Below are 13302 nucleotides of genomic sequence, written 5' to 3'. Positions count from 1 at the left end.
TTTGATAACGGATAAAAATAACCACAAGGACGACCATTTGGCTGTTGCACCGTCTATTCTCCCAAAAGTTCTGGTCATTTATGCTCATCCAGAGCCACATAACTCGATTGCCAATCAAGTGATGATAAAAAAAGCTCAGTCGCTTGATCACGTCACTGTGCACGATCTTTACGGTGTTTACCCTGATTTCTTTATTGATGTGAATTACGAACATGAGTTGTTGCTCGCTCACGATGTGATTGTATTTCACCACCCACTTTATATGTATTCATGTCCAGCCCTATTAAAAGAGTGGCTAGACCGAGTGTTAGGTAAAGGCTTTGCGTTTGGCGGAGGTGCGGCGCTAGAAGGAAAATACTGGCGCAGTGTCATTACAACAGGTGGTAAAGAAGAAGCCTTCAGCGCGAAGGGGTACAACAAATACCCACTTGAGCAAATCTTGCAACCGTTTGAACTGACGGCAGCCCTATGCCAAATGCACTGGATTGAACCTCTGGTGTTGTATTGGTCAAGAAATGTTTCGGATATTGAACGCTACGAACATGCTGAGTTATACCGTGGATGGCTGAGTAACCCACTTGAAAACTGGCAAGCGGCAGATCGAGGAGGTCAGTATGGCGATCACCAGTGAGTTTCTTCAAAGCAGTGTGGTCTTTCTTTCGGCTGCGGTTATTGCGGTGCCGATTGCTCAGCGCCTTGGGCTTGGCTCGGTTTTAGGTTATTTACTCGCTGGTGTGTTGATTGGCCCATGGGGGCTTGGCTTAATTAGCGACGTTGATGCCATTTTGCATTTTGCCGAGCTTGGGGTTGTGTTGTTACTGTTTTTGATAGGGCTGGAATTAAACCCTAAAAAATTGTGGCAGATGCGAGGGCCGATTTTAGGTTTAGGCGGTGCGCAGGTTGTGGTCACGACCGCCGTGATTGGTAGTGTCGTCAGTATGTTTGGCGTAAGCATGCAAGTGAGTTTAGTGATCGGGATGGGGTTGGCGCTGTCCTCGACGGCGATTGCGCTTAAAGTCATTGAAGAGCAAGGGCTTAATGGTACCGAAACGGGGCAATCTGGTTTTGCGGTGCTGCTCTTTCAAGATATTGCAGTGATCCCGATGCTGGCGATGTTGCCCTTGCTAGCAGGCGGGCATAGTGGTGGAAGTTGGTTGGATGTCTTCACTATTTTAGGCAGTGTGGTAGCACTGTTGATTGGTGGTCACTTTTTACTACGTCCGCTATTTCGTTTTGTCGTGATGAGCGGCGTTCGTGAGCTCTTTACCGTTGCTGCACTTTTAGTCGTGCTTGGCATTTCGGTCGTGATGCAAAAGCTCGGCCTTTCGATGGCATTGGGGACTTTTTTAGCAGGCGTTTTGCTGGCAGAGAGTGAGTATCGCCATGAGTTGGAAATCGCTATCGAGCCATTTAAAGGTCTGTTGTTGGGGTTATTCTTTATTGCGGTGGGCATGGCGGTAAACTTGGGGTTATTGGCATTACATCCTTTAGAGATTCTCGGTGCGGTGGTGGCTTTGGTCGTGGTTAAGGGTTTGGTTTTGTATGCATTGGCGAGAGCTGCCCGTGTCGGAGCCAAAGCGAGAAGCCGTATGGCTGCAATTTTGAGCCAAGGCGGTGAGTTTGCCTTTGTCATATTTACCGCGGCGAGCCAAGAGGGCATTTTGTCCAAAGAGCAAGTGGCGTTTCTGTTGGTGGTGGTCAGTCTATCCATGGTGACGACTCCTCTTTTGCTGATGGGACAAAAGAAGTGGTTTGCTCATACCCTGAATCAAGAAGAAGAGGGCATGACCACGAAAGTCGTGGATCGCCGACCACGCGTTATCATTGCAGGCTTTGGACGTTTCGGTCAGATCGTCGGACGTTTAATGTATGCCAATAAAATCAAAGTGACAGTATTAGAAAGTGATGCCAGCCAAATCCACCTATTACGTAAGTATGGTTACAAAGTGTTTTATGGCGATGCTACACAAATTGACCTATTGAGGGCAGCTGGAGCTGATAAAGCGGAAGCATTGGTTATTTGTACTGATTCACCTGATGAGGTGATGGCCATCGTGGACATTTGTCGCGTGCACTTCCCGAAACTTAAGTTGTTAGCTCGAGCAAGAAGCCGTGTCGAGGCTTACCAGTTAATGAGTCATGGTGTAGAGAATTACTCTCGTGAAACATTTTTAGGGGCGCTAGATCTCGGTCGCCAAGCGCTCGTAGAACTGGGTATGCATCCTTATCAAGCAAAGCGGGCAGAAGCACATTTTCGCAAGTTGGATAATGCTATGCTTAAGGACTTATTGCCTCAACACAATGAAGATAAGAAATTAGCTCAAAGGGCGAAAGAGGCCCGCAAAGAGCTAGAAGAAATATTTGGTCGTGAAATGGAGAGCGACCATCAGTCACCTAATCATTGGAAGTAGTACTTGAGCCAAGACTCAAGCTAAGGAAATAGCGTGAAAATCAAGAAACGTTTTATTGCCGGCGCTAGCTGCCCAAATTGCAGCCAGCAAGATACCCTGCGCTGGTGGATTGAAAATAACATCGAATTAGTTGAGTGTGTCGAGTGTGAGTTTACAGAGCAGCGTAAACCACAATCTGTAGAGAAAAATAAACACTCAGATCAGGAAATGATCGGAATTTTTAAGCCGGAGTAATTGAACTTCGATAATTGATCCCCATAATACACCCAGATATCTCAGTACTTAACCCCATTCAGGTTAAGTCAATTAATCTCCCTGGAGTTAGTATGAAAATTGAAAAGAACGTTGTTGCAAGCCTTGCATACAAAGTAATGATGGAAGACGGTGTCGTTGTTGATCAATCAACAGCAGAAGCACCCCTAGATTACCTTCACGGTCACAACAACCTAATCACAGGTCTTGAAAAAGAACTTGAAGGTAAAGTGGCTGGCGACAAGTTCTCAGTAACGGTAGCTCCTGAAGAAGCTTACGGTGAGCACAACGATGCGCTAGTACAGCGCGTTCCTGCGGACGTGTTCCAAGGCGTTGAGCAAATCGAAGTGGGCATGCGCTTCCTAGCTGACACTGACCAAGGTCCAATCCCTGTTGAAGTAACAGAAGTTGACGGCAACGAAGTGGTTGTTGACGGTAACCATATGTTAGCTGGTCAAACACTAACTTTCGAAGTAGAAGTTATGTCTACACGTGAAGCAACAGCAGAAGAGATCGAACACGGTCACATCCACCAAGGTGGTGGCTGTTGTGGTGGTCACGATCATGACCACGATCACGAAGAAGAAGGCGGCTGCTGTGGCGGCGGTAGCTGTGGTTCTCACTAATCATAAGCTCCTTCACTAGATAATCTTATCTAGCAAAGCTTTGAAAAGCGCAAGTTGAGTTTCAACTTGCGCTTTTTGTTTATCTAAGGTGTAGTGCCAACCATACAAGGAATAACAGTTGGACAAAGTGATGACGAAACCTTTCTCGATTGCCATTCATGGTGGTGCGGGCACCATCTTGCGTGAACAGATGAGCGATGAGCTGCAACAATCCATCTTGGCGGATTTAGAAGCTGCGGTAAAAGCGGGACATCAAATTCTAGACACGGGCGGTGAAGCCTTAGATGCCGTCGTAGCGGCAGTGAAAGTATTGGAAGACTCTCCTAACTTTAATGCGGGTAAAGGCTCAGTGCTGACCAACAACGAAATGGTTGAAATGGACGCTTCTGTGATGGATGGGCGAAACCTTGCAGCAGGCGCGGTCGCTGGGGTTCGTCATATCAGAAACCCAATTGAGCTCGCTCGTGACGTGATGCGAAACAGCAATCATGTGTTGTTGGTGGGTGAGGGCGCAGAGAAGTTTGCTTTTGAGCAAGGCCATGAGTATACCGAGCAAGATTACTTCTTTACTGATCGCCGTTATGAGCAGTTGCTGTCTATGCGTGAGAAAGGACTGTTTGCTTTGTCGGAATCTCGTTACCCAGATGACCGTAAGCACGGTACGGTTGGTGCGGTAGCGTTAGATCAACAAGGCAACTTAGCCGCTGCCTCCAGTACGGGTGGCGTGACGAATAAGAAATACAACCGAGTCGGAGATTCGGCTCTGATTGGTTGTGGTACGGTGGCCGAAAATGGCGTTGTGGCAGTTTCCACTACGGGTGTCGGTGAGTTCTTTATTCGTAAACGTGTTGCGGAAGACGTTGCAGCACGTATGCGTTACTTACAAGAAGATATTCATACGGCTTGTGAACACATTATCCAAGGTGCTCTCAAACAGATGGGCGGAGAGGGCGGTTTGATTGCCATTGATGCTAAAGGTGAGATGCACTTTGCGATGAACAGTTCTGGCATGTACCGAGCAGGCATTAATACGCAAGGCGAGCTGAGCGTTAAAATCTACGCCGACGAATAGCTTCTTCTTGAGTACCTTCTTAAGTAATTAATACAACAAAGCCCAGAACATGTTCTGGGCTTTATGCTATTTGAGCCTGCATTTTAATAATGCGGTGGTGGGGTTTCTTCTGACGGATCGGCTAAATTCGACGAGTCCATATTTTTTACTTTACCTACCACATATTTCATCTGATCGAGCATCTTGGTAATTTGCAGTTGTTGCTGCGATAAAGCGCCGTTCAGATCTTCAATAGTCTGTTCTTGGAACGCAAGCTGACATTCTAAGTCATTAATGCGTGCTTCCAATTGCTGAATGATTTTTTCTGTCATGATCCGTTCTCTAACTGCCAAGCTTGGGCAATACCTGCTGAAGTAGCAGTAATTACGCGTTGTTTTGAATCAAAGGCTGCATCATACACGACCGCACGGGGAGGGCGAGTGTCTTTTTTGGGCTCCACTTCAAATCCACTCATTCGTTTTCCGGTTTGAGTATCCCATATCGACACACGGCCAGAAGGGCTTCCTGTGACTAGTTGAGTCCCGTCGTCAGAAAATCGTGCGGTAGAGAAAATTAATTGGCGTGACCAACTGCTCAACTGTGTGACTTCTTGTCCAGTTTTTAAATTCCAAACAATCGCTTGGTTTCCGCCATCAGATGTCATTGCTAATTTTCCATCTCTTTGCAGGGCCACGCGAACAATTCGTTGTTCATGTTCGAACGTTCGTAGTACTTGTCCGGTTTCGGTATCCCACAGATACGCTTTATAGTCATTACCTCCGGTTAGGGCGAAGCGCCCATTAGGAGAAATGGCCACGGAATTGACTTTTTCACGATGCGCAAGGAACTCCATGCGACGCCCGGTGACTAAGTTGACATAAATTGCTTTACCGTTGGATAACCCAAGCAGAACTTGTTCACCATTACTGGTGATATCAACGTCGCGAATGAGCGCATCAGAGATAGACCAAAGGCCTTCGGATTGCGTCCAGCCTAGGTCCCAAACTGCGAAGTTCATTTGGCTTGCTGTAATTGCGTAGCGACCATTGTCAGATATGCTGATATGGGAAACCACATTGGCATCGGCATCGAGTTCACCCAGATTGGCTAGTTGTTCATTTTGCTCTAGGTCCCACAACATCAAATGACGTTGTTGAGAATAGAGCAGAGCAAACCGTCCATCTCTGCTAAGTGCGAAGCTCGTCGCACCTTGAGGTTCTATCGGCCAACGCTGCACTTCACGCTCGGCGAAAAAGCAACCATTTAACGTGGTGATGACAATTAAATATAGGAATAAATGAAAAATTCTTTGCATCACATCTAATAATCCGGTTTGTGTCTTAAGACATATAGCTAGTATATTGGTATAACGATTGTCTTCACTAGTCTCATAGAAGATTTGTGCACAACAACCAATGGCAGAGCCATTATTGGGAGAATTTAATGAAATCAGTTTTAAAAGTGTCGCTACTTGCTGCAACAGTTATGCTAGCGGTAGGTTGTCAGAAAGAAGAAACTAAAACAGAAACCGCACCTCAAGCAGAACAAGTTCAAGCAGAAACCGGCAAAGCGGTTCACTTTAAAACCGACGACGACAAAGCGGCATACGCAATCGGTGTTTCATTTGCTAACTACCTAAGCACAAGCATCGACAAGCCAAGCGAAATCGGCATTAATCTTAACAAAGATTTGGTACTAAAAGGTATCGAAGACGTCTTCAAAGGCAATGCTGAATTGAATGAAGAAGAAACACGTGCAGCACTAGAATCTCTAGACAAGCGTGTTGCAGAAAAGATGCAAGCACAAGCGGCTGAGAAAGCAGCTGAAGCGAAAAAAGCTGGCGATGACTTCCGTGCTGAGTTTGAGAAGCAAGAAGGCGTAGTGAAGACAGATACAGGTCTTCTATACCAAGTAATGACACCAGCTGAAGGTGAGAAGCCAAAAGACACTGATACGGTTCAAGTACACTACAAAGGTACTCTGATCGACGGTACTCAGTTCGACAGCTCATACGATCGTGGTGAACCTGCAACGTTCCCACTTAACCGTGTAATCCCAGGTTGGACAGAGGGTGTTCAGCTAATGCCTGTGGGTTCTAAATTCAAATTCGTTATCCCGCCAGAGCTAGCATACGGTGACCAAGACACACCAAGCATTCCTGCTAACTCAACGCTAGTATTTGAAGTTGAGCTGCTAAAAGTTGAGAACGACAACGCAGAGCAATAACAATAAGCTGCGATAAGTTATTGAAAAAGGTCCGTTTAACGGGCCTTTTTTGTTCTAGGTCACTAGTTGGTGAGTTTGCTAGGTTGCTTTTCAAATTTTCTGATAAACTTACACCAATTTGTTGATTTTTCGCTCGAAGGCTTATGACAACTACAGAAACAATAAACGCGGAGATGTTGCTCGAAATGGAATCCGTTAACGTGATGCCGTTTACCGAGCACGACAAAATCATTTTAAGATCTTATGAGGCGGTCGTGGATGGTATCGCCAGCCTGATAGGTCCATTTTGTGAAATCGTTCTTCACTCTCTAGAAGACTTAAATACCTCTGCAATTAAAATCGCTAACGGTGAAAACACGGGGCGCCAAGTCGGCTCACCAATCACTGATTTAGCGCTTAAGATGCTAAAAGACATCGAAGGCTCGGAGCGCAACTTCTCACGTTCGTACTTTACCCGTGCAAAAGGTGGCGTGTTGATGAAGTCGATTACTGTCGCCATTCGTAATGGCGAAAATCGCGTGATTGGTCTGTTGTGTATCAACGTCAACTTGGATGCGCCTTTCTCGCAAGTTCTTCAGTCTTTCATGCCGACGCAAGAAGCGAAAGAAGCGGCTTCCTCGGTCAACTTTGCTAGTGACGTAGAAGAGCTGGTGGACCAAACTGTTGAACGCACCATCGAAGAGATCAATGCGGATAAATCTGTGTCTAACAACACCAAAAATCGCCAGATCGTGATGGAGTTGTACGACAAAGGTATCTTCGATATTAAAGATGCCATCAACCGTGTCGCGGATCGCCTTAATATTTCAAAACACACCGTTTACTTGTACATTCGTCAACGTAAAACCGAGGATGATGAAAGGTGAGTAAACTGACTTACACGTTAGTGGTGAATGGTCCCGTTTATGGCAGCCAGTCAGCGCGCAGTGCTTATCAGTTCGCCAAAGCGGTGATAGAGCAAGGCCATCAGCTAGTGAGCGTCTTCTTTTATCAAGATGGTGTGACTAATGGTACTGCTTTGAGTGTGCCAGCCAACGATGAATTTGATCTAAATAAGGCGTGGCAGTCTTTGGCTAAAGAGCATGGTGTTCGCCTAGAAACTTGTGTCGCGGCCGCTTTGCGTCGCGGGATTGTAAGTGAAGAAGAAGCGAATCAACATGGTTTGGTTCAGAACAATCTAGCCGATGGTTTTGAACAAGCAGGCTTAGGTAGCCTAGCTGAAGCGATGTTAACCCAAGACAGAGTGGTACAGTTTTGAGTCAGTTAACTTATCTATTTCGTAGTGCGCCACATGGCTGTGCAGCTGGTCGTGAAGGTGTGGATGCACTGTTAGCTGCGTCGGCTTACTGTGAAGATATCAGCGTCATTTTCATGGGTGACGGGGTATACCAGCTTCTACTCGGACAAGACCCCAACAATATTTTGAGTAAAGATTACGCGCCGATGTTAAAGCTTTTCGATTTATACGACATCGAACAAGTCTTTGTGTGTTCAGAGTCGTTAACCCAGCGAGGTTTGGCGCAAGCGGATTTAGTCATTGAAGCCCAAGCGTTAAGCTCAGAACAGCTCAAAGATAAGTTACAACACGCTGGCAAGCTACTGTCTTTTTGAGGAAGGTATGTTACACATCATAAAAACAGTCTCTGCTCTAGAAGACGCCATGCCCTTATGCAGTGAACAGGATGACATCTTACTTATAGAAGATGCAGTGTACGCTGCTAACTCGCAACATAAAGCATTTTCCCATCTAAAAAACCGCAGCGTATTTGTGTTAGAGAGCGATGCGCAAGCTCGCGGTATTGCAAATCGTATCAGTCCATCGCTGACGATTGTGAATTACTCAGGCTTCGTTGAACTAACAGCAAAACAGGATAAATCCCTAACTTGGGATTGAACAAGATTTGCTGTCGACAAAGCTTTACGGATGAATTGTTCTAATTGAACAAAAAAGATCCGTATATTTCTTGACACACCTCTCACTGCTGCATAGAATTTTGCGTCCCTAACTGCATTGGCAGTTGGGGATAGATTTTTCACAAAGCTTACTTTCAAGTAAATCAGGAGCTAGTTAATGGCAACTATTAACCAGTTGGTACGTAAGCCACGTGCAAAGCAAGTTGTTAAAAGCAACGTGCCTGCACTAGAAGCGTGCCCACAAAAACGTGGTGTATGTACTCGTGTTTACACTACTACACCTAAAAAACCTAACTCAGCACTTCGTAAAGTTTGTCGTGTACGTCTGACAAACGGCTTCGAAGTTACATCGTACATCGGCGGTGAAGGTCACAACCTTCAAGAGCACTCAGTTGTTCTAATCCGTGGTGGTCGTGTTAAAGACCTTCCAGGTGTGCGTTACCACACTGTTCGCGGCGCACTAGACTGTGCTGGCGTAAATGACCGTAAACAAGGTCGTTCTAAGTACGGTGTGAAGCGTCCTAAGTCTTAATGGATTCCGTTAAGTAAGGCCAAACACTAAATTATTTTTAATTTTTTGAAAAAACTGAAAAGTTTTGGATAAAACCTGAAGAAGACAACGGAGATAAATCCATGCCACGTCGTCGCGTCATTGGTCAGCGTAAGATCCTTCCAGATCCAAAATTCAAATCTGAATTGCTGGCAAAATTCGTTAACATCCTAATGGTTGACGGTAAAAAATCTACTGCAGAGAAAATCGTTTACACTGCACTAGATGCTATGGCTGAAAAGTCTGGTAAAGACCACTTAGCTATTTTTGAAGAAGCTCTTGAAAACGTTCGCCCAGCGGTAGAGGTTAAATCTCGCCGTGTTGGTGGTTCAACTTACCAAGTACCTGTAGAAGTACGTCCGGTTCGCCGTAACGCACTTGCTATGCGTTGGTTGGTTGAAGCTGCGCGCAAGCGTGGTGAAAAATCTATGGCTCAACGCCTAGCTGCTGAAATGCTAGACGCGTCTGAGAACAAAGGTACTGCGGTTAAGAAACGTGAAGACGTTCACCGCATGGCTGACGCAAACAAAGCGTTCGCTCATTACCGTTGGTAATACCTTCTGTGCTGCGAGGTTCTCTCGCAGCACTTTTCTATACTCTAAGGTACACCTTAGTAAGAGGATACAATCGTGGCTCGTAAAACTCCTATTGAGCTATACCGTAATATCGGTATCTGTGCTCACGTAGATGCAGGAAAAACAACCACAACTGAGCGTATTCTGTTCTACACTGGCCTTTCTCACAAAATCGGCGAAGTTCACGATGGTGCAGCAACCATGGACTGGATGGAGCAGGAGCAGGAGCGTGGTATCACTATCACATCCGCTGCGACTACTACATTCTGGCGTGGTATGGAAGCACAGTTCCCTGAGCATCGCGTAAACATCATTGATACCCCTGGACACGTTGACTTTACTATCGAAGTAGAGCGTTCTCTTCGTGTACTTGATGGTGCTGTGGTTGTGTTCTGTGGCTCATCTGGTGTTGAACCTCAGTCTGAAACTGTATGGCGTCAAGCAGACAAATACCACGTTCCACGTTTGGTATTTGTAAACAAGATGGACCGTGCGGGCGCAGACTTCCTACGCGTTGTGAACCAAATTAAGAATCGTCTTGGTGCGACTCCTGTTCCAATCCAGCTGAACGTTGGTGCGGAAGATGAGTTCAGAGGTGTCATCGACCTTATCAAGATGAAAATGATCAACTGGAATGATGCCGATCAAGGCACTTCGTTTACTTACGAAGACATCCCGGCTGACATGATTGAACTTGCTGAAGAGTGGCGCAACCACATGGTTGAATCCGCTGCTGAAGCTAGCGAAGAGCTGATGGACAAGTACCTTGAAGAAGGTGAATTGACTGAAGCTGAGCTCAAACAAGCTCTACGTACTCGCACACTAAATAACGAAATCGTACTGGCTACTTGTGGTAGTGCGTTCAAGAACAAAGGTGTTCAAGCGGTACTGGATGCAGTAGTTGAGTTCTTGCCATCGCCTGTTGACGTACCTGCAATTAAAGGTGTCGACGAAAGAGAAAATGAAGTTGAGCGTCATGCTGACGACAACGAACCTTTCTCAGCGCTAGCGTTTAAGATTGCGACTGACCCATTCGTGGGCACGCTAACTTTCATGCGTGTTTACTCCGGTGTTGTAAACTCGGGTGACGCTGTTTACAACTCAGTAAAAGAGAAGAAAGAGCGTTTCGGTCGTATCGTTCAGATGCATGCGAATAAGCGTGAAGAAGTGAAAGAAGTTCGCGCTGGTGATATTGCAGCTGCTATCGGTCTGAAAGACGTAACAACAGGTGACACACTGTGTGATCAGAACCACAAAGTGATTCTAGAACGCATGGAGTTCCCTGAACCAGTTATTCAGATTGCTGTAGAGCCTCGTTCTAAGGCAGACCAAGAGAAAATGGCTATCGCGCTAGGTAAACTAGCAGCGGAAGATCCATCATTCCGCGTGGAAACGGACGACGAATCAGGTCAGACTCTGATCTCAGGTATGGGTGAACTTCACCTAGACATTATCGTTGATCGTATGAAGCGTGAATTCAGCGTTGATTGTAACGTTGGTAAACCTCAGGTTGCTTACCGTGAAACCATTCGTGGTAAAGCGGAAGTTGAAGGTAAGTTTGTTCGTCAATCAGGTGGTCGTGGTCAATACGGTCATGTTTGGGTCAAACTTGAGCCTTCTGAGCCTGGTGAAGGTTTCGTATTCGTAGACGAAATCGTGGGCGGTGTGATTCCTAAGGAATACATCAGTTCGGTATCGAAAGGTATCGAAGAGCAAATGAATAGTGGTGTTCTAGCGGGTTACCCTGTACTAGATATTAAAGCCACACTATTTGATGGTTCTTACCACGATGTAGACTCAAGCGAGATGGCGTTTAAGATCGCTGGCTCGATGGCATTCAAGAAAGGTGCACTAGAAGCACAACCTGTGATTCTAGAACCTATGATGAATGTCGAAGTAACCACTCCGGAAGACTGGATGGGTGACGTTGTTGGTGACCTAAACCGTCGTCGCGGTATCATTGAAGGCATGGACGAAGGTGTGGCTGGTCTTAAGATCATCCGTGCTCAAGTACCACTATCCGAAATGTTCGGTTACGCAACTGATCTACGTTCTGCAACTCAAGGCCGTGCGTCTTACTCTATGGAGTTTCACGAGTACGCTGAAGTGCCGAAAAACTTCGCAGATAAAATTATTGCAGAGCGTGGTTACTAATTGACGATTGAACTGCAAAAAGTTTACGACTTTTTGCGAGATCAGGGCGTCCAAATATTGCGCTAACGGGCGTTGGCGCATAAAATAACAATTTCTGGCGCGTCGTCGATCAATAATGATCACGACGAATCATAACTAGGAAGGAACACGATCGTGTCTAAAGAAAAATTTGAACGTACGAAACCGCACGTTAACGTTGGTACTATCGGCCACGTTGACCACGGTAAAACAACTCTAACTGCAGCTATCTGTACTACTCTTGCTAAAGTTTACGGCGGTGTAGCTAAAGACTTCGCATCTATCGATAACGCTCCAGAAGAGCGTGAGCGCGGTATCACAATCGCAACTTCTCACGTTGAGTACGACACTCCATCACGCCACTACGCACACGTTGACTGTCCAGGACACGCTGACTATGTTAAAAACATGATCACTGGTGCTGCACAGATGGACGGTGGTATCCTAGTTGTTGCTGCGACAGATGGCCCAATGCCACAAACTCGTGAGCACATCCTACTAGGCCGTCAGGTTGGTATCCCATACATCATCGTATTCATGAACAAATGTGACATGGTTGACGATGAAGAGCTACTAGAACTAGTAGAAATGGAAGTTCGTGAACTTCTATCTGAATACGATTTCCCAGGTGATGACCTACCAGTTATCCAAGGTTCTGCACTAGGCGCACTAAACGGCGAAGAGCAGTGGGAAGCGAAAATCGTTGAACTAGCAGAAGCTCTAGATACTTACATCCCTGAGCCAGAGCGTGCGGTAGATCAGCCATTCCTAATGCCTATCGAAGACGTATTCTCAATCCAAGGTCGTGGTACAGTAGTAACTGGCCGTATCGAGCGTGGTATCCTAACTGTAGGTGACGAAGTTGCTATCGTAGGTATCAAAGACACTACTACAACTACATGTACTGGTGTTGAGATGTTCCGTAAGCTTCTAGACGAAGGCCGTGCAGGTGAGAACGTTGGTGCACTTCTACGTGGTACTAAGCGTGACGAAGTTGAACGTGGTCAAGTACTAGCTAAGCCTGGTTCAATCACTCCACACACTAAGTTCGAATCAGAAGTATACGTACTGTCTAAAGATGAAGGTGGTCGTCACACTCCATTCTTCAAAGGCTACCGTCCACAGTTCTACTTCCGTACAACTGACGTAACTGGTGACATCCAGCTACCAGACGGCGTAGAAATGGTAATGCCAGGCGACAACGTACAGATGACTGTAGAGCTAATCGCACCAATCGCAATGGACGAAGGTCTACGTTTCGCGATCCGTGAAGGTGGCCGTACAGTAGGTGCTGGTGTTGTTGCTAAGATCTTCGACTAATTCATAACGAATTAAACGAAATCTTGCACTGTTCTTCTTTTTGAAGAAAGCGCATCGAAAAGGGAAGCTTAGGCTTCCCTTTTTCATTTCTAGATTACATTTAGTTATAAGTGTTGAAATAAAAGACGTCACTTTTTCGATTTAAAAACAGAGTTTTACCGACTTTATTTCTTAACGCTTTTACTCACCCCTCTTAACCCTTTGA

At 45.9% G+C, this 13302-nt stretch carries 16 protein-coding genes; 14 read left to right on the top strand and 2 right to left on the bottom strand.

Going from position 1 to position 13302, the window contains the following annotated elements; all coding sequences use genetic code 11:
* Positions 1-37: 37 nt before the first annotated feature.
* From kefG to H9L11_RS05125, 5 genes are all read left to right on the top strand, one after another.
* The gene (kefG, locus tag H9L11_RS05145) at positions 38-631 is read left to right on the top strand and encodes a glutathione-regulated potassium-efflux system ancillary protein KefG (protein WP_005381444.1); all 594 of its coding nucleotides are present in this window, start codon (positions 38-40) and stop codon (positions 629-631) included.
* Positions 615-2411 (top strand): glutathione-regulated potassium-efflux system protein KefB, encoded by a 1797-nt coding sequence (gene kefB / locus H9L11_RS05140; protein ID WP_005382809.1) that lies wholly within the window; start codon positions 615-617, stop codon positions 2409-2411. The genes kefG and kefB overlap by 17 nt, the downstream gene beginning before the upstream one ends.
* Before the next feature lie 33 nt (positions 2412-2444).
* Complete coding sequence (locus H9L11_RS05135; protein WP_005381449.1) at positions 2445-2645, top strand: YheV family putative zinc ribbon protein; 201 nt, start codon at positions 2445-2447, stop codon at positions 2643-2645.
* Between the two features lie 92 nt (positions 2646-2737).
* On the top strand, positions 2738-3289 hold the full coding sequence (gene slyD / locus H9L11_RS05130) for a peptidylprolyl isomerase (RefSeq protein WP_005381451.1): 552 nt from the start codon (positions 2738-2740) through the stop codon (positions 3287-3289).
* Positions 3290-3419: 130 nt separating this feature from the next.
* Positions 3420-4361, top strand: a complete 942-nt coding sequence (locus tag H9L11_RS05125; RefSeq protein ID WP_205391025.1) for an isoaspartyl peptidase/L-asparaginase — start codon at positions 3420-3422, stop codon at positions 4359-4361.
* A gap of 83 nt (positions 4362-4444) precedes the next feature.
* Here H9L11_RS05125 and H9L11_RS05120 read toward each other — a convergent pair whose 3' ends face one another.
* Together H9L11_RS05120 and H9L11_RS05115 are read right to left on the bottom strand one after the other, a co-directional pair.
* Positions 4445-4672, bottom strand: coding sequence for a SlyX family protein (locus H9L11_RS05120; protein ID WP_005381455.1), 228 nt, complete (start codon positions 4670-4672; stop codon positions 4445-4447).
* A complete protein-coding gene (locus H9L11_RS05115) occupies positions 4669-5655 on the bottom strand; it encodes a PQQ-binding-like beta-propeller repeat protein (protein WP_115386341.1) in 987 nt (328 codons plus the stop codon). Before H9L11_RS05115 ends, H9L11_RS05120 begins: the two co-directional genes overlap by 4 nt.
* Positions 5656-5783: 128 nt before the next feature.
* Between H9L11_RS05115 and fkpA the strand changes: the two genes are divergently transcribed.
* The 9 genes from fkpA (at position 5784) to tuf (ending at position 13097) form a co-directional block, all read left to right on the top strand.
* Entirely contained in the window at positions 5784-6566 is a 783-nt protein-coding gene (gene fkpA / locus H9L11_RS05110; protein ID WP_017821751.1) for an FKBP-type peptidyl-prolyl cis-trans isomerase, read from the top strand.
* A 143-nt stretch (positions 6567-6709) separates the two neighbouring features.
* Positions 6710-7432, top strand: a complete 723-nt coding sequence (locus H9L11_RS05105; RefSeq protein WP_005382804.1) for a transcriptional regulator — start codon at positions 6710-6712, stop codon at positions 7430-7432.
* Entirely contained in the window at positions 7429-7824 is a 396-nt protein-coding gene (gene tusD / locus H9L11_RS05100; RefSeq protein ID WP_017821752.1) for a sulfurtransferase complex subunit TusD, read from the top strand. The genes H9L11_RS05105 and tusD overlap by 4 nt, the downstream gene beginning before the upstream one ends.
* The gene (gene tusC, locus H9L11_RS05095; RefSeq protein ID WP_054702275.1) at positions 7821-8177 is read left to right on the top strand and encodes a sulfurtransferase complex subunit TusC; all 357 of its coding nucleotides are present in this window, start codon (positions 7821-7823) and stop codon (positions 8175-8177) included. The genes tusD and tusC overlap by 4 nt, the downstream gene beginning before the upstream one ends.
* 7 nt (positions 8178-8184) lie before the next feature.
* A complete protein-coding gene (gene tusB / locus H9L11_RS05090) occupies positions 8185-8460 on the top strand; it encodes a sulfurtransferase complex subunit TusB (protein ID WP_005382799.1) in 276 nt (91 codons plus the stop codon).
* 177 nt (positions 8461-8637) lie between these two features.
* The gene (rpsL, locus tag H9L11_RS05085) at positions 8638-9012 is read left to right on the top strand and encodes a 30S ribosomal protein S12 (protein ID WP_004399892.1); all 375 of its coding nucleotides are present in this window, start codon (positions 8638-8640) and stop codon (positions 9010-9012) included.
* A 101-nt stretch (positions 9013-9113) separates the two neighbouring features.
* A complete protein-coding gene (rpsG, locus tag H9L11_RS05080) occupies positions 9114-9584 on the top strand; it encodes a 30S ribosomal protein S7 (protein ID WP_005382796.1) in 471 nt (156 codons plus the stop codon).
* Positions 9585-9659: 75 nt separating this feature from the next.
* The gene (fusA, locus tag H9L11_RS05075; RefSeq protein ID WP_005382794.1) at positions 9660-11759 is read left to right on the top strand and encodes an elongation factor G; all 2100 of its coding nucleotides are present in this window, start codon (positions 9660-9662) and stop codon (positions 11757-11759) included.
* Between the two features lie 153 nt (positions 11760-11912).
* A complete protein-coding gene (gene tuf / locus H9L11_RS05070) occupies positions 11913-13097 on the top strand; it encodes an elongation factor Tu (protein ID WP_005381361.1) in 1185 nt (394 codons plus the stop codon).
* The last annotated feature ends 205 nt before the right edge of the window (positions 13098-13302 follow it).

This window comes from Vibrio sp. sp1 (genome assembly GCF_016920955.1).
Taxonomy (GTDB): domain Bacteria; phylum Pseudomonadota; class Gammaproteobacteria; order Enterobacterales; family Vibrionaceae; genus Vibrio; species Vibrio alginolyticus.
This window is presented reverse-complemented; position numbering and strand designations above follow the sequence as displayed.